Origin of the sequence: Phyllobacterium sp. YR531 (genome assembly GCF_000282595.1) — a bacterium.
In the GTDB taxonomy this organism is placed as follows: Bacteria; Pseudomonadota; Alphaproteobacteria; order Rhizobiales; family Rhizobiaceae; genus Phyllobacterium.
In genome coordinates, this window is record NZ_AKIZ01000016.1 from 578,069 (window position 1) to 602,789 (window position 24,721).

Genomic DNA, 24,721 nt, shown 5'->3' on the forward strand with positions numbered 1-24,721 from the left:
CAGTTTCCTTAAATGCCGCTGATGACTTGTCCATTGGACAGAATATGCGTTTCAAAGCCGGTAAAGATGCTGGATGCCTCTCCCGACGCATAAAGTGCCTGATAGGCCTCATGCGGAACCAGAGCATGCTGCTCGTAGTGACTGACGCCCTGGCGGGTAGCCTCCAGATCGTCAGTATTGATATGGAACTCCTCGCGTGACGGTTCAGACGACCAGATGCCACGCTTCCCGGGCTTTTCCGCAGTTGAAAACACTTCCTGCATTGTCCAGGTCAACAACCAAGCATCTTCCGGCCGCCGGACGCGCTCAAGCACGTCTGCGACCTTCTGATTATGTTCCGTGATGCCCGCAGTATAGAATGGTCCAAGCACTACCCGTCGCAATTGTTTCGGATGCAGTTCGGGGAAGTCCTTGTCTAGGCTAGTCGCGATTGTCACTGGCGACAGGGAATAGGCGGAATTCTTTGCAGCAAAATCGTCAAAACGCCGCGCCAAATCCGGATTCAGCAATCCACCAACGGGAAGTGGAATCCTGACTTTAGGATTTAGTTTTCCATCTTCCTGAACGAGCGCCTCAACCATATCTTCCGATGAGTCTTCCACGACCGCCATATAGATGAGCGGAAGATTTGAAGCGCCATCAAACACACCCCAATGAACAACGTAAAACGGACGCATTGTCTTTGGATTGACTGATACGCGAATAGTTGTCGGTAGCACGAATGGTGAGAATACTTCGCCCTTAAGGACTGTCTCCAGATAGATGCGTTCAGCCATGGATTTTTGCAGGTCGCGCGGAAACTCACGATGGCGCAGAATAAAATCAGTCATCTCGCTTCGCAATGTTTCCGCAGGGGAGAGCGCTGCCAAGCGTTCCTTGGCTTCCTTTTTGTCGTTTTCCAGCTCCAGAACATTCTGAAAAACAGGAAATCCGCTTTCCGCTTTGGATATGCGAAAGCGCTCCGTAAAGCCGAGCCTATTGCGCCAGCAATCAAATGACGCATCAAGCCGCTGCAGATATTCCGCAACGGTTTGAGCGACCAGATCATGCTTGTATAGAGGAGAGTCCTGATTGTTCAGGAACACCTCAAGCCCGTCCAACGCTGCGCGGATCGCACCAAAGTAGCGTTCCGCCGCAGTCAGATCTGCATTGTCCGCCATGAATTAGCTCTGAACGTAACCGGCAGAATTATGCTTTTTGAGGACTTCGGAGAAGCGGCGAGCAAAAGCATCATCAGCCAGCTTTTTGCGGCGCTGAATATCCTGCGAACTAACCATGTTTTTCTCATGCATCTCAAGAAGATCGCCAATGTGTTTCTGCGCAGCTGCGCCAACACCTGCCATGGTTTCTTCCGCCGCCTTATCAACCTGACTGCCAAGCGTGTTGATCTTATGGGCAACGTCCTGTTGGGCAGCCGTTTTCAGTGAATCTTCCAAAGCTTTGTAGAGCACAATGCGCTGTTCGGTATCGATGGCCAACTTGTTGATAAGAGTGCTTTGAGCAGCAATCTGATTGTTGAGCGAGTCGACAAAGGTCTGGAACATTGAAGTATAGCGCTCGAGTGTCTGGCTTTCAGCCAGCAGTTCCTGTTCCTTCGCCTGGCGTTCGTTATATTCAGTAGCAAGCTTGGAACGCTCTCCCTCAAGTTGAGCACGCGTTCCTTGATCAGTCGATGCAGCGATACGGTTTTCAATATCGAGCAGCAAAGGATTGAGTTCTTCGATACGCTTTTGGGTAGCCTCAAGGGTGGCAATGGTTGTCTTGCGGCGCTCAATTACTGTCGCCAGACTGCTTTCAGACGTCTTGTAGCGGGCATCAAGCACAACTTTCTGCTCTTTCAAAATGCCGACGATCCGATCTGATTTGGTCAGTAGCTCCTGAAGATTTCCGGCGAGTGACATGTTGCGAACCCGGTCGGACCGCAAACGCTGCATCTTGTCCTTGGAAAACACACCGATGAACTTTTCCCAGCCTGAATAGCCTTTCATGCTCTCAAATTCTGTACCAAAAATATTGGTCGCATCTTCAAGGCCGATAATCAGCTCGGCAATATTGCCTTCCATCACCTTCTGCTGCCGCAGGACATCGTCGATACGCGCATTCTCAATGTCAAAATCGGCTGCGCCAATCTTTGCATCGGTTTTGGCGAACTTATCAAGAACCACACTGGATTGATCAATCTTCGTCCGCATTTCGTTGACCATTGTTCTGGTCTTTTCGATCTCGGTGTCGAAGTTCTGCAAACTCGCCATTATAAATCTCCCCTACTACTCAAATTAAAATATCAACCGCAGTCTCGGTTGCATATAGCGATTATACCCTGTCAAACAATGCCTGCAGGCAGATGACAACGGCACAGACCGACTTGCAAGCAAAGAATATCACCTCGCTATATCTGATGGCGTGTTTCATCTTCCCAATGCTTGCGGCAGAGCGAGACATAAACCGACTTTTCGATGGCGACCTGATCGCCCTCCGTCAAAACATTGCCGGTTTGGTCCTTGCGCACAACCATCGTCGCTTTTGCCCCGCAATGGCAAATCGTACGGATTTCCCGCAAGCTGTCGGCGATGGCCAGAAGCTCGGAGGAACCCGGGAAAAGCTTTCCCTGAAAATCCGTGCGAAGACCAAAACACATGACAGGAATGTTCAGCCTGTCTGCCACGCGGGCAAGCTGCCACACTTGTTCTTTTGTCAAAAACTGCGCTTCATCGATAAATGCACAGCTAAGCCGGGCCCCGTCGTTAGCGGCTTTGATGCGCGCAAACAGGTCGTCATGATCCCAATAAAGCTCCGCTTCCGCACTGACACCCAACCGCGACGTAATTTTGCCAATTCCATTTTCGGCATAATGACCAGCAGTAAACTGGATAGTGCGCATGCCCTGCTCTCTGTAATTGTGAGAAGCTTGCAGAAGGAGCGTCGATTTACCGGCATTCATCGCCGAATAGCTGAAATATAGTTTGGCCATGACCGCTTTAACCAGACTCTTGTTCCGGCTTGAAGCCTTGCTCGTCGCGTGACCCTCACTTTTCACCGAATATCAACAACTGTCGCTATTTGACCGGATTTATGCGCGCCTATGCTTGAACCCCTGCGCGTTTGGTGCTTGGTTCAGCATATTACAACCGGACATAACCGGAAGGGGAGAACAAGCAATGAAAACTCTATCCAGACTTACCGTTACCCTGGCTTTGGTGCTTTCGGCAGGAACCGCTTTGGCTGCCGAAGCCGAGAGCTGTAAAAGTGTCCGATTCGCCGATGTAGGTTGGACCGACGTAACCGCTACGACTGCCGCAACAACCGAAGTGCTCAAGGCACTCGGTTACAGCACAGACATCAAGGTCCTTTCGGTTCCGGTTACTTATGCCTCGCTCGGCAAGAAGGACATCGACATTTTCCTTGGCAACTGGATGCCCACCCAATCAGCCGACATCAAGCCTTATATAGAAAACAAGACCGTGGAAGACCTCGGACCAAATCTGACAGGCGCGAAATATACGCTGGCCGTTCCGCAGTATCTTTTTGACAAGGGCCTGAAGGACTTCAAGGATATTGCCAAGTTCAAGGACGAGCTTGGCGGCAAGATTTACGGCATTGAGCCGGGCAATGACGGCAATCGATTGATCCTTGACATGATCTCAAAGGATCAGTTCGGCCTTAAAGATTTTCAGGTTGCCGAGTCATCCGAGCAAGGCATGCTTGCTCAAGTCGCCAAGGATACCAAAAGCGAGAAGCCGATTGTGTTTCTTGGCTGGGAACCGCATCCAATGAACGCAAACTTCAAACTCGCCTATCTTTCCGGTGGAGATGAAGTATTCGGGCCTGACTTTGGTGGTGCAAAGGTTCATACAAACATTCGTACCGGCTTTACGACGGAATGCCCGAACATCGGCAAGCTGCTTGCCAACCTCAAATTCACGCTTCCTATGGAAAACGAGATCATGGGGAAAATTCTTGACGATGGCGAAGATCCGGCAAAGGCGGCCACCGAATGGTTGAAAGCCAATCCAGCCGTCCTGGACACCTGGTTGGCTGGCGTCACCACCCATGATGGCAAAGAAGGTATAGCCGCCGTCAAGTCAGAGCTCGGCCTCTAGGCTGATGCATTAATACCGATAGAATAAAGCCGCCCGGCCATCCGGTCGGGAGGCTTTTTCCGCTTATTCGTTAAACGACAGAGGGATAGTTCGGTTTGGACTGGTTGACACAAGACAAGATTCCCGTCGGCAAAACGGCCAAGGCTGTGGTCGATTGGCTCACCACCAATTTTGCCGGGTTCTTTGACGGACTTGCCCTGGTGATGCAGAGTTTCATCGACGGGCTTATGTTCGTGCTGAAATACCCTCACCCGCTGATCATGGTCGCGATATTTGCTGCCATAGCCTATGCTCTGCGGCGTTCAATTGCCGTTACTGTCCTGACGATTGTGGGATTTCTGTTCATTCTCAATCAGGGGTATTGGGATGAAACGATGGAAACGCTGACCCTCGTACTTTCTTCCTGCATACTGTGTATGGGTATCGGTGTACCAATCGGGATTATCGCTGCGCATCGCCCCAAATTCTATTCGGCGATTCGACCGGTGCTGGACCTGATGCAGACATTGCCAACTTTCGTCTATCTCATTCCTGCGATTGTTTTCTTTGGCATTGGCATGGTACCCGGCCTGCTCGCCACCGCCATCTTTGTTCTACCCGCTCCCATTCGCCTCACCCATCTTGGCGTTTCATCAACGCCGCTGCATCTGGTCGAAGCTGGCGAAGCCTTTGGTGCATCATCCCGGCAGCTCTTGTGGAAAATTGAGCTTCCCTATGCCATGCCGCAAATCCTTGCCGGTCTGACCCAGACGATTATGCTATCGCTTTCCATGGTGGTTATTGCGGCGCTGGTCGGCGCTGATGGTCTTGGCGTTCCTGTCGTTCGCGCACTGAATTCGGTCAACACCGCTCTCGGTTTTGAAGCTGGTCTGGTTATCGTGGTCGTCGCCATTGTGCTTGACCGTATTTTCCGCCCCGGCAAGGAGCATGGTGAATGACCGCTATTACACTCGATAAAGTCTGCATTATTTTTGGCAAACGCACCGACACTTCCCTAGCCCTTGCTGATCAAGGGAAAAGCCGTTCGGAAATTCAAGCCGAAACCGGTCATGTTCTAGGCGTTCACAATTGCTCCCTAACGATTGCTGAGGGTGAAATACTGGTATTGATGGGCCTGTCCGGCTCAGGAAAATCTACCCTTCTGCGTGCCATCAACCGCCTTAATCCGATTTCCCGCGGTTCGGTCGTCGTTCATAATAACGGCCAATCGATTGACGTGGGCAAAGCCGACAAGCCTACCTTGCGCAACCTTCGCAAACATCTCGTGTCCATGGTCTTTCAGCAATTCGGACTTTTGCCATGGCGTACAGTCGAAGAGAACGTTGGCTTCGGGCTGGAATTGTCTGGCGTACCAAAGGACGAACGCGCGCAGGCCGTTCAACAACAGTTGGAACTGGTAAACCTGAAGGACTGGGCCAAGCGTAAAGTCGGAGAACTGTCTGGCGGCATGCAACAGCGTGTCGGCCTTGCCCGTGCATTCGCCACCGGCGCGCCAATCCTGCTAATGGATGAGCCATTCTCGGCACTTGATCCGCTTATTCGCAATCGCCTGCAGGATGAGCTTCTGAGCCTTCAGGACCGGCTGAAAAAAACTATCGTCTTTGTCAGCCACGATCTTGATGAGGCCATGAAGATCGGGAACCGCATTGCCATTATGGAAGGCGGTCGCATTATCCAATGCGGAACCGCACAGGACATACTCCTGAACCCGGCAGATGATTATGTGGCGGATTTCGTTGCCAATATGAATCCCCTTGGCGTGTTGACGGCCGCTGACATCATGGTTCCGCTTGATCGTTCACGGGCAGACAGACCCTTTGCCGCTACGGCAAAACCTGACACGCCTATCCGCGAAATCATGCAGGCAGTTGCCAAAAACAGCGGTGATGTTGGCGTCGTTGAAAAAGGAGCGATCCTTGGCATGATTTCTGCCGACGATATCGTTCGCGGGCTGCTCAAGCATCAAAAGACCGCATGACAGCCTACCATTGAAGCGATCCGGTCAACCACCCGATCGCTTTAGCGTTTACTCTTCTTCAGCTTCCTCGGAATCTTCCGATTTGCCCGCGGGTTGCCAGCCTGTCGGGGTTACTTTTTTCTGCGTGTTGGAATCTGTAAATATCCACCAGCCAGCATCCGTTTCATCCCATTGACCACCGGTCGCTTTCAATCGGTCAAGCGAGCGATACTGCCCGATCGACTGGTTCTCCTGGCCGTCTTCATCAGTCCAGAAAATCTGCACCTTGCTTCCGTCTGTCGGGGCGGATGAAATCGACTGCTTTTTGCTCACGGGCATTCCTCCAGTTAAAACTCAATGAATGAACGCCCGATCGCAGGGCAGGTTCCGCTCAAGCGGCAGCTTTCTTCTTGGCGATACGTGCACGAATGCTTTCGACATCGGATTTCGGCGTCGCCGCAAATAGCGTCTTGGTATAGCTGTGCTGTGGATTGGAAAACACCTCGTCACGTGTACCGTACTCGACCACCTCGCCATAATACATCACCATAACGTCGTCAGCGATATAACGCACCACCGACAGGTCATGGCTGATGAAAACATAAGTCAGGTTGAACTCATCCTGCAAATCCGCAAGAAGATTGAGCACCTGCGCCTGTACTGACAGATCGAGTGCAGAAACCGGCTCATCCAGCACCAGTAGGCTCGGGCTGAGCATCAGTGCACGTGCTATGGCGATACGCTGGCGCTGACCACCAGAAAACATATGCGGATATCGATTATAGTGTTCCGGCCCAAGACCAACTTTCACCAGCATCTGCATGGCAAGTTCGCGTCGCTCGGCAGCGGTCTTATTGGTATTGAGCAGCAGCGGTTCGCCTAGAACCTCGCCGATTTTCTGGCGTGGATTGAGCGAACCGTACGGGTTCTGAAAAATGATCTGCACCTTGCGGCGCATTTCCGTCGTCACCTTATCCTTGGCAATATTGATCGGTTTGCCGTCGATAAGCAGTTCGCCGGATGTTTGCGGGTCGATCAGCGTCAATATGCGGCCGAGCGTTGACTTTCCGCAACCACTTTCACCAACGATCGCAAGGGTCTTGCCCTTCTCTACGGTGAAGTTAACACCCTTTACGGCCTGAACAGTCTTGGCCTTGCCGAACAAGCTTCCGCCAACATGATACTCGCGAACAATGTTGCGGCCTTCAAGAACGATCTCACTCATGATGCCGCTCCTGCATTGGCTGCTTCGTTTTTCATGAAATCAGCCACAGTCGAAAGTCTGTCGCCGGTTGCATTCTCTGGCAGGGCTGAAAGCAGAGCGCGGGTGTATGGGCTTTTTGGTGCCTCAAATAGTGTCAGCACATCAGCTTCTTCCATCTTCGTGCCCTTGTACTGAACAATGACCCGATCTGCAGTTTCGGCAACCACACCCATATCGTGGGTAATCATGATAAGCCCCATGCCGTGCTTCGCCTGAAGGCCCACCAGCAAATCCAGAATCTGTTTCTGGATTGTGACGTCCAAAGCAGTGGTCGGCTCGTCTGCAATCAGAAGCTTCGGATTGCAGGCAATCGCGATGGCAATCATAACACGCTGGCATTGCCCGCCAGACATCTGATGCGGATAGGATTTGAGCCGTTCTTCGGGAGTAGGAATACCAACCTGTTTGAAAAGCTCGATTGCGCGTGCGCGTCTGGCCTTCTTGTCGAGTTTCATGTGAACCCGCAGGACTTCTTCCAGCTGGAATCCTACAGTGAAACAGGGGTTGAGGCTGGCCATAGGCTCCTGAAAGATCATGGCAACGTCGCGGCCAATGATCTCGCGACGGCGTTTGCTGGTCATCTTCAGCATGTCATGGCCATCAAAAGTCATGCTGTCTGCAGTCACTGTTGCCGATTTGGGCAAAAGGCCCATAACGGCAAGCATCGCAACAGATTTGCCAGAACCGGATTCGCCGACAATTGCCAGCACCTCACGGGCTTCCACTGACAGATCGATACCCTGAACTGCCATAAACATTCCGCTGCTGGTGTCAAAGCCGACAGAGAGATTCTTGATTTCGAGTAGCTTTGCCATGTTCAGCTCCTCTTCAACTTGGGATCAAGCGCATCGCGCAATCCGTCACCGACGAGATTGATGGCAAGCACCGTGATCAGGATTGCAAGACCGGGCAGCGTGACCACCCACCATTGACCGCTTGCGATAAACTCGCGGGCATCGGCCAGCATTGTGCCCCATTCCGATGCCGGAGGTTGCGCTCCGTAGCCCAAAAATCCGAGTGCAGCTGCATCTAAGATCGCATTAGAGAATGACAGCGTTGCCTGCACAATCAAAGGTGCCATGCAATTTGGCAGAATCGTTTTGAACATCAGACGCAACGGGCTCGCGCCGGCAACTTTCGCTGCTACTACATAATCACGGGTCTTTTCTGCCATTACCGCAGCGCGGGTCAAACGCACAAAGTGAGGTTGGTACACAAGCGCAATGGAAATCATTGCTCCAGTCAATCCCGGGCCGATGATTGCGACGAGAACCAGCGCCAGCAACAATGACGGAAAGGCCAGAATGACATCCATCAATCGCATGATGACTGTGTCAACCCAGCCTCGGAAATAACCGGCAATGACACCGAGGAAAATTCCGCCTACGAGCGCAATGAAGGTAACAACGATACCGATGAACAATGAGTAGCGTGCGCCATAGATCAGGCGCGAGAGAATGTCGCGTCCGACCGCGTCCGTTCCCAGCAGGTAATCTGCACGCCCACCCTCCTGAAAGAATGGCGGCAGAAGCGTTGCATCGCGATACTGATCGGCCGGGCTATGGGGCGCAATCCAAGGAGCGAAAACAGCTATGATAACCAGTAGGACGAAAACAGCGAGGCCAATGACGGCACCACGATTTTCCGAAAAATAGTACCAGAACTCGGCAAGCTGGCGTCGGAGCGAAGCATCAGTGGACGTGCCACTTTGAATATTTGTCTGGGCCATGATCTATCCCCTCAATGTCGAATGCGCGGATTGATCAGACCGTAGAGCAAGTCCACAGCGAGATTGACCAACATGATGGTGGCAGCGATGATCAGCAAAGCGCCCTGGATAACCGCATAGTCGCGGCGGCTGACAGAATCGACCAGCCATTTACCGATACCCGGCCACGAGAAGATGGTTTCCGTCAGGATAGCACCGGCAAGCATGACGCCAACTTGAAGACCAATCGTTGTGACGACTGGTATCATGGCATTGCGAAGTGCGTGGACGCCGATAACACGCAATGGAGCCAAGCCTTTGGCTCGCGCGGTGCGCACATAATCCTCAGATAATACTTCGAGCATTGCTGAACGGGTCTGACGCGCAATAACTGCCAATGGAATGGTGCCGAGCACAATTGTTGGCAGGATCAAGTGACTGACAGCGGACTTGAACGCACCGGACTGACCCGAAAGCAGTGAATCAATCAGCATGAAGCCGGTCACTGGCGGGAAAAAGAACATTAAGGAAATGCGGCCGGAAACCGGTGTCCAATGCAAGGTGTTTGAGACAAGCATGATCAGCAGCAGGCCCCACCAGAAAATTGGCATTGAGAACCCTATGAGCGCAGTTCCCATGATTGACTGATCGAAAAAGGAGCCGCGCTTGATTGCTGCGAAAACACCGGCCGGAATGCCGAGCAGAACCGCAAAAAGGATCGCGCAAATTGAAAGCTCAAGCGTGGCCGGGAACAGATTGAAAAACTGATCGACGACAGGCTGCTTGGTGACAATCGACGTACCGAAATCACCATGCAGGATACCCCAAAGGTAATTGAAGTACTGGACTATGATTGGTTGATCGAAGCCAAGATCGTGCGAAATAGCTGCATGACGTTCTGGCGACATGACACGCTCGCCTGAAAGCAAAGCAACGGGATCACCCGGAAGCATGCGAATAAACGAAAAAGCGATGATGGACACCCCGACAAAGGTCAGGGCCATGACCGCTACGCGTCCCATAATAAATCTGAACATATCGTACCTTCCAGCCACAATCGGTGGCGGTGCTTCCGGCTGCCTCAGCGCATTTTTGCTCGGAAGAAAAAAGGGCGCCCGCCTGACGGACGCCCTTCCTACTAGTTTTCAGGTCTTACTCGGTGATGTCTACGCCATCGAAGGCGAAGTCACCGAGCGGGCTCTGATGGAAGCCTTCAACACCCTTGCGCATTGGTACAAGCGACAGGGAATGGTCGAGGGTTGCCCATGGAGCTTCCTTCTTGAACACTACCTGTGCTTCTTCATAGAGCTTGGTACGTTCAGCAAGGTCAGTCGTTTCCTTGGCTTTGGTCACCAGATCATCAAATTCCTTGTTGCACCACTGTGCGCGGTTGTTACCACCAACGGCGTCGCAACCAAGCAATGTGTCAAGGAAGTTGTCTGGATCACCATTGTCACCAGTCCAGCCGAGGATAGCGGCACCATCACGGTCTTTCGCCTTAGACTTGTCGAGATACTCAGCCCACTCATAGGACACGATCTCTGCCTTGACGCCAATCTTTGCCAGATCCGACTGCATCAGTTCAGCAGCGCGGCGGGCATTGACCATGTAAGGACGTGCAACCGGCATCGCCCAGATCTTCATCGAAAGATCCTTTACACCAGCATCCGCAAGCAATTTCTTGGCTGCTTCCGGGTCATACTTGTCGTCCTCGATCTTGTCGTTATAGGACCACATTGTTGGCGGGATCGGGTTCTTGGCAGGTGTCGCCAGACCCTGGAATACGCCGTCAACGATTGCCTTCTTGTTGATGGCCATGTTGAGCGCGTGGCGTACTTCAGCCTTGTCGAACGGTGCAACCAGCGTGTTGTACGCGAGGTAAGCGACGTTCAGGCCTTCCTGTTCCATGACCTTCAGCTCTGGATCAGCCTTCATAGCTGCAACGTCGCTTGGGTTTGGATAAGGCATAAGGTGGCATTCGCCAGCCTTGAGCTTCTGGTAACGAACAGAAGCGTCGGTGGTGATTGCGAAAACGAGATCGTCGATCTTCTGCTTGCCATTCCAGTAGTCAGGATTGGCCTTATAGCGGATGACGGCATCCTGCTGATAAGCAACGAACGAGAAAGGACCGGTGCCGAGAGGCATCTGGTTCAACTGGTTCATCTTGCCATCGGCCTGAAGCTTGTCAGCATATTCCTTCGACATGATCGAAGCGAATGGCATCGCAACGTTTGCAAGGAATGGCGCTTCTTTGCGCTTCAAGGTGAACTTGACTGTCATATCGTCGACTTTTTCGATCGACTGCAGAAGCTCTGGGAAGCCCATACCGGCAAAATATTCCCAGGATGTACCTGTTACATACTTGTTCCAGGCATTGTCTTCTTTCCACTGGCGCTCGTAAGAGAAAATGACATCGTCAGCGTTGAGTTCACGGGTTGGCGTGAAGAATTCTGTGGTCTGGAACTTTACACCCGGACGAATCTTGAATGTGTACTGCAGACCATCATCGGAAATTGTCCAGCTTTCAGCGAGACCAGCTTCCGGCTCAGTTGTGCCAGGCTTGAACTCGAGCAAACGGTTATAAACCGTATGAGCTGCGGCATCGAATGTATTACCGCCGGTATAGAGACCGGGATCAAAGCCTTCCGGCGATGCTTCCGAGCAATAAACGAAAGTTTTAGCTGCGGCTCCACCTGCCATCAGCCCACCTGTCAACATTGCAAGCGCAGTCGCCGCAATGAGTTTCTTGTAGGTCTTCATGTTTTTCCACCTTCAGAGGTTTTTTTGTTGCCGGCCCCCTTGCCTGCAACCGAAGTTGCATGGAAGCCTTTGCAATGTCGCAATGCAAGCAGATTTATTCGCAGTCAACCCATCCGAAGAACCATAATTCACGATTCTGGGGAAACTCGAGCACATAAATGCAAAAATAGTGAATTTCACTATAAAACCGTCCATTAACATTTTCGACAGCCTGAGACCAATACATGTGTCTTATAGACCAGAGTTGCGACTATCGTCTCCAGCATTGCCATGATAAGCGCCTGCGACAGTCGTCACATTTTGCAAGGGAGGCGAACTATGAATCTTGAAGGACATACTGCGATAGTAACCGGAGGTGGTTCTGGTCTTGGTGCAGCAACGGCCCGTCTTTTGGCGGAAAACGGCGCGAAAGTTGCTCTTTTCGATATCAATCTCGATGCCGCTCAAAAAGTTGCGCAGGAGATTGGTGGACTGGCACTCAGCTGCAATGTTTCCAGTGCCAGCGATGCCGAAAGCGCTGTCCAGCAGGTAACGGCAAAGCTTGGCACGCCGCGTGTTCTCGTTAATTGCGCAGGGATTGCCAATGCCGGACGTATCGTAGGTCGAGACGGCCCCCATGATCTGGAGCTTTACCGGCGCGTCATCGAGGTCAACCTGATCGGTTCTTTCAACATGTTACGACTGGTAGGCGATGCAGCAGCAAAGCTTGATCCTCTGGAAACGGGCGAGCGTGGCGTAATTATCTCCACGGCTTCTGTTGCGGCCTTCGACGGCCAGATAGGACAGGCGGCCTATGCTTCCTCGAAAGCCGGTATTGCCGGTCTGACGTTGCCGGCAGCGCGCGAGCTTGCTCGTTTCGGCATTCGTGTCATGGCAATCGCCCCCGGTATTTTCGGAACGCCCATGCTGCTCGCCTTGCCGCAGGAAGTTCAGGATTCGCTAGCCGCTTCCATCCCTTTTCCGTCAAGACTTGGCAAACCAGAAGAATATGCAGCACTTGCTGTGCATATTATCGAGAACCCAATGCTCAATGGCGAAACAATCCGGCTTGACGGCGCGATCCGCATGGCACCAAAATAAAAGTTGCATCACTGATTGTTGCAACTTTTAATCGCTGACGACGTTCTGTTAACGCTGGTCATCTAAAATCCTTGTTAGCGAAGTAAGGTAGATCGCAATCATCGGTGATCGATGAGGAAAGGATGCGGATGTCCATCGTCAAGCGTCTGGTGATTTTGCTGCCAGGCTTTGAACATATGCCCGTGGAGGCACATTATCGACGTTTTGTCCGCGAGGCCGGCAAAACTGCGCCTGTTTATGGCATGCGTTTTACGGAACCATCCTCACTTGAAACATCGACGGCGGAAGCTGGCGTAGAAACAGGCCGCTTCAGTTTGGATACACAGGGCGATGACTCGTCGGTCCGGACGGATTTTGTCCTTTATGGGCTCGGCGATATTACGCTTTTTTATGCATCGAGAAATCCGGTCATCCGCCTGCTAAGCGGGTTGTTCGCGCTACTTGATTTTATTGTCAGTGGCACATTTTTCCGCTTTGTAACGACCAGTTGGCGTTATGCTCTATTCTTCGTCTATCCACTGCTGGTTCTTGCAGGTATTGCCGCAGCATCGCTCGGTGCAGGTTACCTGATTGATGACATATTCCCGAACAGCCCATTTGTTCTGCCTGGCACGGCTCTCTTGGCCTTCACATGCCTGTTATGGTTTGCATCTGCGAAACTGCATCTCCTGCTCTTGATGGACGACTGGACCTTTGCTCGTGACATGGCGCGTGGCAAATGTCCGGAGGTTATGACAAAGATGGAGAATGTCATTGCAGATGCTGCCAGACAGATCAGCCAGACTTCAAATGACACAGAAGTGATTGTTGCCGCTCATAGTCTTGGAGCCATTTGCGCGCTTCCCGTTATTGATGAGGCCTTGAAGCATAATCAATCAAGACGCTACGGACTGCTTACTGTTGGTTCCAGCCTGCTCAAAGTTGCTTTGCATCCTGCCGCTACCCGCCTTCGCAACTGTGTTGCAAAGGTCGCGCAAAGCAAAACAACATGGATCGATGCACAATCGCTGACGGATCCAATGAATTTTTACAAGTCAGACCCGATCCGCGATCTCGATATAGCAAAGGGAAGATCGCCGGTTCTCATGCAAGTCCGTTTCAGACATCAGCTTTGTGACGAGACTTATAAAGCCATCCGGCGTGACTTCTTCCGGGTCCACCGCCAGTTTGTATTCGGCGTCGACAAGAGGACGCGCTATTCATGGCACGCAATTCTGTGCGGCCCCCAACGGTTTGCCGATATTGCCGCAAGGGGTGGGTTGCCCTGCGAACAAACAGTGTGCGCTGATGACAGTCTGAAAATCGTGGGGCCCGCCATCACATGATAAGCCTTACTTTGGCTGGGAAGGCTCTTTGGGCCCTTCTGGTCGTCGGCTGGTATCTGCTACGCCGGCCCTTTGATCGCCGTGCCCGCCGCAGCCGCCTCACTGTTGATTACCGCAAGGGCGCGGATACCCTGCGGATGATTGTCTCGCTAACGGGTCTCGGCATTATTCCGGGTATTTATATCGCGACCGGATTTCCATGGTTCGCTTCCTACCCAGCACATCCTGCCCTCTTGGTGTTTGGCATTATGGCAGGAATAGCAGCGCTGATACTTTTCAGGCTTACCCATAAAGCGCTCGGCAAAATGTGGTCGGTTTCCCTGCAGCTCAAACAAGACCATAAACTTGTTACAACTGGAATTTACAAACGTATCCGCCATCCAATGTACACGGCATTCTGGTGTCTCGCGGTAGCACAAGCACTGCTCCTGCCTAACTATATTGCAGGATTTGCAGGGATCGTCGGATTTGGATATTTGTTCTTTTCACGCGTTGGTCCCGAAGAAGCCATGATGCGGGAAGCCTTTGCTGAAGAATATGATGTCTATCGGGCACGCACTTGGCGTATCCTGCCTTACCTTTACTGATTGGCCCAATGGCTGAAAGATCTCATCGTGCTTAAAATCACTTCGCTCCGTAAATCTTCCACAAAAGCGCTGCCGGCTCTTTTGCTTTCGTTGTCGCTTGCGGCGTGCCAATCATCTCCGCAATCGGAAAGTGCAGCCACCGTATCCGCATATGCTGCCGAGCTGCCGCAATTGACATGCGCCGCGCATGGAAGCGTTAACGGCAATGCAGTGAAATTGACCGCCAACCGCACCAATCCTGGTGACCCCGCTTATATAGAATTTCGTCAACGTCTTTCGCCCGGCATACCAAGCGGACATCTTTACGTTGTCTTTGGGCGGCTGGACGCGCAGGGCAATCCAGTGACGCGCCAGTATAACGGCCTCTTTCCAAAGGGAAGTCTGGTCGGGCTTTATGGCGGCGCGATAATACCAATGCCTGCCGAGCTCAAACCCAGCTATGCCGATTGTCACTTTTCCACCGGAGCAGCGTATCGCGTCTCGTTGACCGAAAGCCAATACCAGCAGTTACTGGGCAAGGTGCGCAGCAATCTGGCCAATCCTCCCCTCTGGAGAATGTTCGGTTTCAACTGCAATAATTATGCGGCCTCACTCGGTAGCGTTGCCGGTTTGGTCGAGCCAGCCAATCGCGCACAGCCGTCCTTTTCCTATATTTACTCCTACATTGAAGCGAACGGTGACAAGGGGCGGAAATCTGCTGGTTCATGAACAAATTGTAATGTTCTAACGGTTTTGATTTCCATAGTTTCGACTTAAAAGAACCGGTATCTCACGGCACTTGATCCTATGGGTCGCGCGTTACGCCAGGAAGCAATACTGATGAAAATTATTGGTGCTCTTCTTCTTGTCATTGCAATTTCTGCACCGGCATCAGCAATGGACAACAGTGCTGCCGAACAGCTCGAGAAGCTTGATCCACAGACGAGACTCGAGCAACGATGCGATCTGGAGGCGATGGAGCGAATACATAAAGATCCGGTCAAAATGGTGCCGGATGAACTTGTTGCCTACGCTTTTGCTGAGCCGAAGATCAAGGGTGACAAAATCCGTTCTACAGGTGCCGCATTTCGAAGCAAGGGCGAGTGGTATCACTTGTCCTATACATGCTCGACTTCACCCGATCACATGACAATTCTGACGTTTCAATATGCGATAGGACAGCTTGTTCCCCACAATGAATGGGACCATCATTTTCTGGTGCCTTAAGAAATCCAGCGAAGTCCTTTAATAAAAAAGCACGCCGAAGCGTGCTTTTTTATTAGTTCAGGGCGTTGGGCCTATCCTGAGCAAGAAGCATCTGACCTATAGCATCTACGCTCTTGCTGGTGGGTGCCTCGTAGGCAAGTATGCCAGCCGGTGTGACTTGTGCGGTTTGAGCCATCTGAGCGTTCTGTTGGGCCTGCAACGTGTTCTCCATCGCCTGAACTGGCGGATCGATGGGAACGGCAACCTTATCACTGGCGAAGGCCAATTGCTGCGGTGCTATATCGGCCTGCGCAACTTGAACAGGCTGAGGTGCCGTAGCAACAACGCGGCCAGACGTAGGCGTGGAAGTTGTCGTACCAGCGCTCGCAACCTGCGTGCCACCTGCACCGGAAGTCCTTATACTCGCGATATAAGCGTTGGCAATCGACTGGCTCGCCTCCTTGGAAGCAATCTCCGCTGAATTATAGCGATCACGCTTCTCATAGAACGCATTGCCCCCTGCAACGACGGTGTAATGCATATTCTTGTAAGGGAACCGCAATCCAGCAGTATGGAAATACATCGCATTCTTGACTTGAGGATTGCGCTTGCCTTTCAAAACCGCATCAGCAGCAGCCTGAACATCCGGCAAAGCTGCTGACTTCATAGGACGCGACAAAACACCAGGAGCAAACTGCCCCTTCTGGCCAACGACACTGCATATGGAATTTCCCCATTTGCCCGCATCAAGACGATTCATCACTACTGTTCCAACAGCTTCCAGACCATCCTGGCTCGAGCGATTGGATTCAAAGAACATGGCCCGTTCAAGGCATTCCTTGTCCTTGGGCGTGTAGGCGTAGTTACCTGACGTAGTCTGTGACGTCGCAGCTTCCGGCTTGATCTTGCTGGTCTGCTGCCCATTTTGCGTAGTGCAGCCACTGACCATCGCTGCCGCCGCTACAATTCCCGCCACTGAGTGGAATTTCCACTTACCGCCGATCACGAAGCAATTCTCATCGCTGTTTTTCCTGCTGGTGAAGTTGAGCACAGAATGATGTCATTTGGGGCCAAACAATGGCAACGAAATACAATCTTGAAGACGCCACTACTATCCAATTGAAATTATGCGTTTATTTTATCTAATGCAATAGCACCAAATTCCTAATAATGGCATAATTAAGAATTTGTTTACCACTATCAGGTTAATCTTTAAGTATTGAATGAGGTCCGAAGGGCAGACCATGCGTTCCAATACACCACGCTACGATACGCGCGAATCACTCATGGACGCCCTGCGTGAGCTCATGTCTTTGCAGGTTTCCGCCGAAGATGTTGCGCCTGTCCTTTGCACTATCGGTCCGGTCGATCTGGATCTTCTTGCGGACTGCATGAGAGATGCGGGCCTCGACCAAAATCAGGCAATCGCTGCCTGACTTTTCACAGCTGCTTGCCATAATGATATCCAGGGCTTGTCGCCGATCATCGCACATCTTATCAATCAGATACTCCAAGCTGGTGAAGGATATGATGTGACCGAAAAGACGGACGTTTTACGCGAAATGGACGACAGCGCTGTCCGGCTTATACGTCGGTTGATGCGAAGTGCACGCCATGCGGTCATCGCCACGCTGGAACCTCAGACCGGTAACCCTATTGCCACGCGGATCGGTGTTTCCACTGATCATGACGGTACTCCGATAACTTTGGTCTCCGCATTGGCGGCTCATACACCTGCTCTGCTGGCAGATCCACGTTGCTCGCTTTTGGTCGGTGAGCTTGGCAAAGGCGATCCTCTTGCCTATGCCCGTATGACGATTTCAGCAAAAGCGAAGGAAGTTATTAAAGGCTCCGCTGATCACACGCGTATCGAATGGCGTTATCTTTCCCACCTTCCCAAATCAAAACTCTATGTCGGGCTTGGTGATTTCCGGTTTTTCCGTCTTGAACCCGAAAACACGAAACTGAATGGCGGCTTCGGGCGCGCCTATCAGTTGGAAGCGAAAGAGTGGTTGAGCCTCAGTCCTGTTAATGCAGAGCTTGCTGCAGCAGAGAAGAATGCCGTCGATCATATGAACGAGGATCACGCCGACGCTATAGCGCTCTATGCGCGCTATTATGCCAAGTTACCGGATGGTAAATGGCGCATAACCGGAATTGACGCGGACGGTTTCGATATTGCAGATGGTGATGAAGTGGCTCGCATCTTCTTTGAAAAGCCGCTCGAGTCTGCGAAAGACATGCATATGACCCTGGTTCGCATGGCCGGCGAAGCTCGCGCTGGCCTGGAAGCGGACCAGACCTCGGCGTGAGCGGATCGGATAACGTGGGCGATTGGCTGGAACAGCGTATAATCCGTATCGCTGACCCCGCAGACCAACGGCTTGCTCCTTACAAAAACGTTCGGGAACGTGATTTGGTGGGGCGTGAGGGGCGCTTTATTGCAGAGGGGAAAGTCGTGCTTAACGTGCTGTTAGCCAACAGCTCATTCGCTATCGAATCCCTGCTTGTAATTGAGAACAGGTTGGCCGGACTTGAGGAGCAAATTCGGCTGTGTGCGGATAGCGTACCAATTTATTGCGTCTCTCGCACAACAATGGATGCTATCGCGGGCTTTCCAATGCACAGAGGTATTCTGGCTGTTGGAAGCCGGGAGAATCCACTCTCCTTGCAAGCTGTAATTGGCTCACTTCCAGAAACCGCAGTGATCGTTGTTCTATGTGGAATATCCAATCACGATAATATGGGTTCGATTTTCCGCAATGCTGCAGCCTTCGAGGCGGATTGCATCGTGATGGATGAGACAAGCTGCGATCCACTCTATCGCAAGGCGATCAGGGTATCTGTTGGCGCTGCTCTAAAAGTTCCCTTTGCGCGTGAGGAGACAATTGAGCAAATTGTTAAGGCCTTACAGGATGCAGGCTTTACGATTTTTGCTCTCAGCCCCTCCGGCGCAATAAGCATCAATGCCATAGAACCTTTGGCCCGCACGGCCCTCCTGCTTGGTACTGAAGGCGAAGGTTTGCCTTTGGCGCTTCTGCAAGAATTGCAAACAGTCAGGATTCCAATGTCGACCAGCTTCGACAGCCTCAACGTCGCAACAGCATCTGGAATTGCCCTGTCACGGCTCAGCCGATTTTCCAGCTTTTGAAACCACATTCTGCAAAGTACGGATGCGATCAGCCAAGCTGACGATGACATTTCCGTCGGCATCGCGAGCAACAGCATCCCCGTTGCCTTTTTTCCCAAGCAGTTCATCGATCAATGATCCGGAACCTTCCAGCTTGGCAGTCATCGCTATCACTTGAGCAGCCAGACCGTTCATCTGCTCACGCAAGACATCATCCTCTTGAGCCTGAATAAATGCCTGCTTACCACGCGGCACGTCCCCGGCGATGACAGGCTGTTTTCTCCCTTCCGCCAAGACCTTGCGCAAACGCTCATTTGCACGCTCGAAATCTTTTTCACGCCGCGCAAGTTTTGCCTCACTATCTGCAAATTGCCTGAGCAAAGCGTTAGCCTGCGTATCCAGCTCAGACCGGCGTTTGGTTTCTTGCTCCAGCGAATGACGCAAAGCTTTCAATTCCATTTCAGCCTTGCGTTTTTGCTCGTCGCTATCTCTCTTATCCTGCCGAGCGCTCTTGAGATCGTCCGAAAGATTATCAATTCGGGTCGATTGCGCAGCCAGATCAATTTTCAAACTGTCACCGTTCGTTGCAAGACTTGCCAGTCGGCGGTGCAGAAGCTCCAGTTCCGCTGCACGCTGCTCAAGCAGCTTTTCCTGTCCGGCACTTGTCGCGGATGCTTTCTTGATTGTCTCTTTTCCTGAAGTCAGCATTGCCTCAAGTTCAGAAATCTTCTGCTCGCGTTGCTCCAGATCCTGAGCAAGCTTTCTTACATACCTGTCCTTTTCGCTGACCTCGGCAAGTTGCTTTCCAGCTTTCGCCTGCGCATTCTCCAACATAAGTTCCAGTTTACGGTTAGCCAGAGCGTGTTCGGCCCGTAAGCCGTCACGCTGCGCCTGTATCTCATTCAAGGTCAGAGGGGTCTCAGCTTCAACGCGCTTGCGCGTCAGGTAGGTTGCACGACGCCAGATCGGCGGCACTACCAGCAATGCCAGTAGAACGGCAGCCAGAAATCCAAGAGCAAAATAAAGCGCGGTCTGGATCACGATAAAGTCCTGTCAGGAGTCTTCCGGGCAAAAATCTTATTATCAGCCAGTCATTTAAAACACAAAGGCGCGAACTGGATTGCCCGCGCCTTCGTTTCAAAATACCGGGTCAAGCGTCAGAACGGGTTCCACGTCGCTGAAGGAGTAATCTTCAGGTAACCGACATTGACACCCAGACGCGCTCCTACGCCGGTTCTGATAGGCACCAGCAAAACCTGATTGCGCTTTAGCACGTTGAAACCCACACCGGCAAAAAGATAAGCGGAGCCAGCCACACCCACAAAGCGGCCATAGAGGTTCTGCACATCATCAAGATTGTACACAAGCATCATGACCCGCGAGCCCTGACCACCGAAATCCCAGCCGATGGATGGCCCCTGCCAGAAGGTTTTGTGATCGCCGGCGTTTTTTGTATAGAGCGAGCCTTCGCCATAAGTCAGACCACCGATAATGGCACCTGAACCTTCTTCGCCGAGAACATAGCCATTTGGTAATCCATAACTCTGAAAAACCTTTTCCACGGCCGTAGCGAGACCTCCGGAGGTCGAACCGAAAAATCTCTGACCGGAATTGACAATCTCGTCCATCGAGTAGGTGTTTTGCGCATGCGCTGCCTGCGCCTGCACGAAAAACAATGACACAACGGTCATGAGAAGGAGAAAGCCACGATTCAAAGACAAGAGTAGAGACGCCATAATAATTCCTTTTGGTGTTCGCTCATTGCCTGACGCCTGATTCGCAAATCTGTGTTTGCGTTAACCCTATTTAAGACAGCAAACCTTGTATAAAAGTTTATGAATTGATCTTGGCATTTCAATGGCTCGTAAATACGGCATTTTTTTAGGTATTCTGCTTGTGAGTCATGACGTTCTTGCCCATTTGCACCGCCCTCTGTATCCAGAAAAGCAAGAGAACCAAGTGATTCGCGACTTTGATTCGCGGGCAACTTAGCGCAACAGCCATTTTCAGGAGATTCCTCATGACATTGCCCGTCATCCTTTCGGCAACGGACCTCGGAGCGCTCCTTTCAAGCCGCATCTGCCACGATATCATCTCGCCGGTCGGCGCCATAAACAATGGTCTTGAGCTGCTGGAAGAAGGTGGCGCCGATGAAGACGCCATGAACCTTATCAAGTCGAGTGCGCGCAGCGCATCTGCTCGCTTGCAGTTTGCCCGCATCGCCTTCGGCGCAGCGGGTTCTGCGGGTGTACAGATTGATACGGGCGATGCTCAGAATGTTGCAGATCAGTATATGAAGGGCGAAAAGGCTGAACTGAGCTGGGAAGGCAATCGCGTCCTTTTGCCTAAGAACAAAGTCAAATTGCTGCTTAACCTCATTTTGATCGCCAATGCAGCTTTGCCGCGTGGCGGCTCTTTGTCTGTTTCATTACAGACGCCCGAGACGGAACCACGTTTCGTCCTTACCTCCCGCGGACCGATGCTTCGTGTGCCCCCGAAGTTTCTTGAGCTTCACAGTGGCAAGGCTCCGGAAGAAGCGATCGATGCTCACGCTGTGCAGCCCTATTATACACTCTTGCTCGCCCAGGAATCTGGTATGAGCATTTCAATTCACGCGACTCCGGAAGAGATTGTTTTCACCGCCGCTTGAGTTTGATTGAAATGCCCTGAAAGTTCGTGCGGTATTTCAATATTTACCATTGAGCTTGCCTCTTTATTCACCGCCAATCTATAGTTTCACGATCAGGATAGCCGAGTTGGCTATTTAGTTCGGGGGAACTTTATGCTGCGTTGTATGGTCGTTGACGGCTCACCAGTGGTGCGAAAAGTTGCTGACCGCCTTATCTCCAGCGACAAAGTCGTTGTGACGATGGCGGACACTGGTTACCAGACATTAGCGGCGTGCAGTGTGGAAATGCCGGATATGATTATTCTGGACGATGGGCTCATCGATATGCCCGCGCCCGAGATCATTAAACAGATCCGGGCGCTCCCTGGCGGAGAACATACCCGAATTTACCTCTGCCTGCCGGAAATGGATATTGCCAAAATCATGCGTGCCAAACGTGCCGGGGCTTCCGGATACTTGCTCAAGCCATTCAACCGCGCATCAATTGCCGAAATCATGCCGTCGATAGAATTAGGGAACTGACGCCAGCAGGATCGAAAAATCTGTAAATATGCTGACGAGCGGCGAAATGATCTATCCGGCAAAGGTAATAAGTGGCTGACCAAAGCCGGAAACAGGCTATGATGAGACCCAACAATCATCAGGAGCCTTGTCATGAGCAATGACGCATCACCACAATCCCATCGCGCAATAAACCTCAGCAAAAAGTTCGAGTTATTTTCCGAGCAGTGGCAACCCAAAGTCATTGCAGAAATGAATGATTATCAATTCAAGATCGCCCGGTTGGAAGGCGACTTTATCTGGCATGATCACAAAGATACCGATGAGACTTTCATCGTGCTTGAAGGTGAATTGCGCATTGATTTTCGCGACGGTGCAGTCACTTTGAAAGCGGGCGAGATGTATGTCGTTCCCAAGGGGATCGAGCATAAACCCTTTGCTGAAAAAGAGGTAAAGCTTATGCTGATCGAGCCAAGAGGCGTGGCTAACACAGGTCACGAATCCAGCCAGCGTACTGCGCAAAACGACATCTGGATTTAAGGATCAGCGCATCGGACACGCCTTGCCGATGATGTCGGCAAGGAAAGTCATAACGAGGCGGATCGCCGGTACCTTTCTGAGATCGCTATAAGTCGTCAGCCACAAGTCTCGCACAGGTGGTGGGACACTGGTTTTCAGTTCAACCAGCATCGGGTCAGAATCTCCCATGAAGCGGGGCAATACCGCTGCACCGAGCCCGGCACGCGCCGCTTCGAGCTGACCGAAAAGATCACTCGCCTGAAAAACAATGGAACGCCCGGCAAGTATTGCCCGCAACCACACTTGCTGATCAAGGTGGTCCAAGGCTGCATCATAGGCTATGAACTTCAAGCCTTGCTCCGGCCCGGACGCCACAACAGTCGTTGCATAAAGCCCGAAATGCATTGCGCCAATACGCCGGATCAATAACTCGGCCGCCTCGGGCTTTGCCATGCGGATAGCAATGTCTGCCTCTCCCCGATCCAGTGCCGCATTCTGCGCAGTGCCTGATAATACCAACATGATCTCCGGATTGGCATCATGAAATGCAGCCACATGCGGCGCAATCAGTTTGACCGCAACCGCGGGCGGTGCACTTATTCTCACAGTCGCAACTGTCGACTTGCTCAATCTACGTGCAACACGATCAATATCGTGAACTGATTGCTCCATTCCTTGCGCAAGCGCCGAAATAGCCAAACCATCATTCGTCAAGCTGGTACTGCGCGGCAGACGATGGATAAGCCTTAAATCAAGCATATTTTCCAACGCCGCAACTCGTCGTCCAACAGTCGCATGATCAACGCCAAGCTCACGCGCGGCAGCAGACAAAGAGCCGGTGCGAGCAAGGACCGCGAAATAATGCAAATCCTGCCAATCGATCATTAGTGCATTATTGCACATGTAATGTGAGGTTATACAGAATTTTCTCACCTTTTGACTCATGTCTTTATGCTCAAAAGGAGAATTGTTGATGTCACTTGTTATGGAAATGTCCGCTCACGGTGGACCAGATGTACTGATCCCTGCACACCGTCAAATTGGCGACCCCGGCCCCGCCCAAGTTCGCATTCGCCAAAAAGTCCTCGGCGTCAATTTTGTCGATGTTTATTTTCGCCAAGGTCTGTACCCAGTCCCTGAATTACCTGCAGTGCTCGGGCTTGAAGGTGCGGGGAATGTAGAGAGCGTTGGAGAAGGCGTAGCGAACGTAAGGGTCGGCGATCGGGTTGCCTATGCCGGAATGCCTCTTGGCGGCTATGCAGAAACCAGATTACTGCCTGCAACCCGGCTTATACGAATACCTGCCGGTGTAACCGACCATATTGCCGGAAGCACCATGTTACGCGGGCTCACTGCCTATATGCTTTTACACAAGGTTCGCAAAATCAGTCCGGGAGATTGGGTGTTGGTTCATGCTGCTGCAGGCGGCCTTGGCCAGATCACAACGCGATGGGCAAAACGTCTTGGCGCAAACGTCATTGGCACCGTGGGTTCAGCCGGTAAGATCGAAAAGGCTCGCATAGCAGGCGCCGACAAGATTATACTTTATAAGCAGCCAGATTGGGTGGATGAGGTCCGTAAATTGACAGGTGGCGTCCATCTTGCAGTCGATGGCATCGGCGGGACAATCCTGGAACAGACACTCAAAACTGTCCGCGCTTTTGGGATGACGGCTAGCATCGGACATCCCGCCGGACCAATCCCTCCGGTGGCTCTGAGCGATCTTGGCAATATCGGATTGATGCGGCCCAGTGTCATTGCCTCAGTGAACGATCCTGAGTTTTATCAGGAAGGGTCAAAAGCCTTGATGAGTGCCCTGCAAGATGGATTGATAAATCCGATTGGCGCCGAATATCCATTACGCGATGCGGCACAAGCGCATCGCGACCTTGAGGCGGGAAGAATAACTGGAAGTGTCATTCTTACAGTCTGAACCGCTCGCAAAAGGAAAGGGCTCCGCATTGAGCGGAGCCCTT

28 protein-coding genes are annotated in these 24,721 nt (G+C 51.9%); 15 read left to right on the top strand and 13 right to left on the bottom strand.

What is annotated here, in order from left to right:
- Positions 1-8: 8 nt before the first annotated feature.
- The 3 genes from PMI41_RS10050 to PMI41_RS10060 form a co-directional block, all read right to left on the bottom strand.
- Positions 9-1,160 (bottom strand): hypothetical protein, encoded by a 1,152-nt coding sequence (locus PMI41_RS10050; protein WP_008124349.1) that lies wholly within the window; start codon positions 1,158-1,160, stop codon positions 9-11.
- Between the two features lie 3 nt (positions 1,161-1,163).
- Positions 1,164-2,252 (bottom strand): hypothetical protein, encoded by a 1,089-nt coding sequence (locus PMI41_RS10055; protein WP_008124350.1) that lies wholly within the window; start codon positions 2,250-2,252, stop codon positions 1,164-1,166.
- Positions 2,253-2,389: 137 nt separating this feature from the next.
- A complete protein-coding gene (locus tag PMI41_RS10060; RefSeq protein ID WP_040854218.1) occupies positions 2,390-2,971 on the bottom strand; it encodes a thymidine kinase in 582 nt (193 codons plus the stop codon).
- Between the two features lie 187 nt (positions 2,972-3,158).
- Between PMI41_RS10060 and PMI41_RS10065 the strand changes: the two genes are divergently transcribed.
- From PMI41_RS10065 to choV, 3 genes are all read left to right on the top strand, one after another.
- Entirely contained in the window at positions 3,159-4,100 is a 942-nt protein-coding gene (locus PMI41_RS10065; RefSeq protein WP_008124354.1) for a choline ABC transporter substrate-binding protein, read from the top strand.
- A gap of 95 nt (positions 4,101-4,195) precedes the next feature.
- Positions 4,196-5,038, top strand: a complete 843-nt coding sequence (choW, locus tag PMI41_RS10070; RefSeq protein ID WP_008124356.1) for a choline ABC transporter permease subunit — start codon at positions 4,196-4,198, stop codon at positions 5,036-5,038.
- Entirely contained in the window at positions 5,035-6,078 is a 1,044-nt protein-coding gene (gene choV / locus PMI41_RS10075) for a choline ABC transporter ATP-binding protein (protein ID WP_008124358.1), read from the top strand. The genes choW and choV overlap by 4 nt, the downstream gene beginning before the upstream one ends.
- A 48-nt stretch (positions 6,079-6,126) precedes the next feature.
- Here choV and PMI41_RS10080 read toward each other — a convergent pair whose 3' ends face one another.
- The 6 genes from PMI41_RS10080 to PMI41_RS10105 form a co-directional block, all read right to left on the bottom strand.
- Positions 6,127-6,390: a hypothetical protein gene (locus PMI41_RS10080; RefSeq protein ID WP_008124359.1), complete on the bottom strand. Its 264-nt coding sequence runs from the start codon at positions 6,388-6,390 to the stop codon at positions 6,127-6,129.
- Between the two features lie 58 nt (positions 6,391-6,448).
- Complete coding sequence (locus PMI41_RS10085) at positions 6,449-7,282, bottom strand: dipeptide ABC transporter ATP-binding protein (protein ID WP_008124360.1); 834 nt, start codon at positions 7,280-7,282, stop codon at positions 6,449-6,451.
- A complete protein-coding gene (locus PMI41_RS10090; protein ID WP_008124361.1) occupies positions 7,279-8,136 on the bottom strand; it encodes an ABC transporter ATP-binding protein in 858 nt (285 codons plus the stop codon). The genes PMI41_RS10085 and PMI41_RS10090 overlap by 4 nt, the downstream gene beginning before the upstream one ends.
- A gap of 2 nt (positions 8,137-8,138) precedes the next feature.
- Positions 8,139-9,050 (bottom strand): ABC transporter permease subunit, encoded by a 912-nt coding sequence (locus tag PMI41_RS10095; protein WP_008124362.1) that lies wholly within the window; start codon positions 9,048-9,050, stop codon positions 8,139-8,141.
- A gap of 11 nt (positions 9,051-9,061) precedes the next feature.
- Entirely contained in the window at positions 9,062-10,066 is a 1,005-nt protein-coding gene (locus tag PMI41_RS10100) for an ABC transporter permease subunit (RefSeq protein WP_008124363.1), read from the bottom strand.
- Between the two features lie 115 nt (positions 10,067-10,181).
- Positions 10,182-11,789, bottom strand: coding sequence for an ABC transporter substrate-binding protein (locus PMI41_RS10105; protein ID WP_008124364.1), 1,608 nt, complete (start codon positions 11,787-11,789; stop codon positions 10,182-10,184).
- 318 nt (positions 11,790-12,107) lie between these two features.
- Between PMI41_RS10105 and PMI41_RS10110 the strand changes: the two genes are divergently transcribed.
- The 5 genes from PMI41_RS10110 to PMI41_RS10130 all read left to right on the top strand — a co-directional run bounded on the left by PMI41_RS10110 (position 12,108) and on the right by PMI41_RS10130 (position 15,987).
- On the top strand, positions 12,108-12,869 hold the full coding sequence (locus PMI41_RS10110; RefSeq protein WP_008124365.1) for a 3-hydroxyacyl-CoA dehydrogenase: 762 nt from the start codon (positions 12,108-12,110) through the stop codon (positions 12,867-12,869).
- Between the two features lie 128 nt (positions 12,870-12,997).
- Positions 12,998-14,194, top strand: a complete 1,197-nt coding sequence (locus PMI41_RS10115) for a hypothetical protein (RefSeq protein ID WP_040854220.1) — start codon at positions 12,998-13,000, stop codon at positions 14,192-14,194.
- Positions 14,191-14,781: a protein-S-isoprenylcysteine O-methyltransferase gene (locus PMI41_RS10120; RefSeq protein WP_008124369.1), complete on the top strand. Its 591-nt coding sequence runs from the start codon at positions 14,191-14,193 to the stop codon at positions 14,779-14,781. Before PMI41_RS10115 ends, PMI41_RS10120 begins: the two co-directional genes overlap by 4 nt.
- A 27-nt stretch (positions 14,782-14,808) precedes the next feature.
- Positions 14,809-15,489: a hypothetical protein gene (locus PMI41_RS10125; RefSeq protein WP_157179351.1), complete on the top strand. Its 681-nt coding sequence runs from the start codon at positions 14,809-14,811 to the stop codon at positions 15,487-15,489.
- Between the two features lie 111 nt (positions 15,490-15,600).
- Positions 15,601-15,987, top strand: a complete 387-nt coding sequence (locus tag PMI41_RS10130; RefSeq protein WP_008124373.1) for a DUF930 domain-containing protein — start codon at positions 15,601-15,603, stop codon at positions 15,985-15,987.
- A 52-nt stretch (positions 15,988-16,039) separates the two neighbouring features.
- Here the strand turns inward: PMI41_RS10130 and PMI41_RS10135 are convergent, their stop codons facing one another.
- Positions 16,040-16,942 (bottom strand): cell wall hydrolase, encoded by a 903-nt coding sequence (locus PMI41_RS10135; RefSeq protein WP_052025865.1) that lies wholly within the window; start codon positions 16,940-16,942, stop codon positions 16,040-16,042.
- Positions 16,943-17,210: 268 nt separating this feature from the next.
- Between PMI41_RS10135 and PMI41_RS10140 the strand changes: the two genes are divergently transcribed.
- The 3 genes from PMI41_RS10140 (at position 17,211) to PMI41_RS10150 (ending at position 19,117) form a co-directional block, all read left to right on the top strand.
- Positions 17,211-17,402: a hypothetical protein gene (locus PMI41_RS10140; protein WP_008124377.1), complete on the top strand. Its 192-nt coding sequence runs from the start codon at positions 17,211-17,213 to the stop codon at positions 17,400-17,402.
- 96 nt (positions 17,403-17,498) lie between these two features.
- On the top strand, positions 17,499-18,278 hold the full coding sequence (locus PMI41_RS10145; RefSeq protein WP_008124379.1) for a DUF2470 domain-containing protein: 780 nt from the start codon (positions 17,499-17,501) through the stop codon (positions 18,276-18,278).
- Positions 18,279-18,292: 14 nt separating this feature from the next.
- Positions 18,293-19,117, top strand: a complete 825-nt coding sequence (locus PMI41_RS10150) for an RNA methyltransferase (protein WP_008124381.1) — start codon at positions 18,293-18,295, stop codon at positions 19,115-19,117.
- On the opposite strand, the gene PMI41_RS10155 is transcribed toward PMI41_RS10150, so the two are convergent.
- A complete protein-coding gene (locus tag PMI41_RS10155; protein ID WP_008124383.1) occupies positions 19,088-20,137 on the bottom strand; it encodes a hypothetical protein in 1,050 nt (349 codons plus the stop codon). The genes PMI41_RS10150 and PMI41_RS10155 overlap by 30 nt on opposite strands.
- A gap of 116 nt (positions 20,138-20,253) precedes the next feature.
- Entirely contained in the window at positions 20,254-20,787 is a 534-nt protein-coding gene (locus PMI41_RS10160) for an EipA family protein (RefSeq protein ID WP_244423929.1), read from the bottom strand.
- A 329-nt stretch (positions 20,788-21,116) separates the two neighbouring features.
- On the opposite strand from PMI41_RS10160, the gene PMI41_RS10165 reads away from it, so the two are divergent.
- The 3 genes from PMI41_RS10165 to PMI41_RS10175 all read left to right on the top strand — a co-directional run bounded on the left by PMI41_RS10165 (position 21,117) and on the right by PMI41_RS10175 (position 22,766).
- Positions 21,117-21,746, top strand: a complete 630-nt coding sequence (locus tag PMI41_RS10165; RefSeq protein ID WP_008124389.1) for a histidine phosphotransferase family protein — start codon at positions 21,117-21,119, stop codon at positions 21,744-21,746.
- A 144-nt stretch (positions 21,747-21,890) separates the two neighbouring features.
- Entirely contained in the window at positions 21,891-22,247 is a 357-nt protein-coding gene (locus tag PMI41_RS10170; RefSeq protein WP_244423921.1) for a response regulator, read from the top strand.
- A 132-nt stretch (positions 22,248-22,379) separates the two neighbouring features.
- The gene (locus PMI41_RS10175; protein WP_008124394.1) at positions 22,380-22,766 is read left to right on the top strand and encodes a cupin domain-containing protein; all 387 of its coding nucleotides are present in this window, start codon (positions 22,380-22,382) and stop codon (positions 22,764-22,766) included.
- Positions 22,767-22,769: 3 nt separating this feature from the next.
- Here PMI41_RS10175 and PMI41_RS10180 read toward each other — a convergent pair whose 3' ends face one another.
- Positions 22,770-23,630: a LysR family transcriptional regulator gene (locus PMI41_RS10180; protein WP_040854226.1), complete on the bottom strand. Its 861-nt coding sequence runs from the start codon at positions 23,628-23,630 to the stop codon at positions 22,770-22,772.
- Between the two features lie 88 nt (positions 23,631-23,718).
- On the opposite strand from PMI41_RS10180, the gene PMI41_RS10185 reads away from it, so the two are divergent.
- Positions 23,719-24,678 (top strand): quinone oxidoreductase, encoded by a 960-nt coding sequence (locus PMI41_RS10185; protein WP_008124397.1) that lies wholly within the window; start codon positions 23,719-23,721, stop codon positions 24,676-24,678.
- The last annotated feature ends 43 nt before the right edge of the window (positions 24,679-24,721 follow it).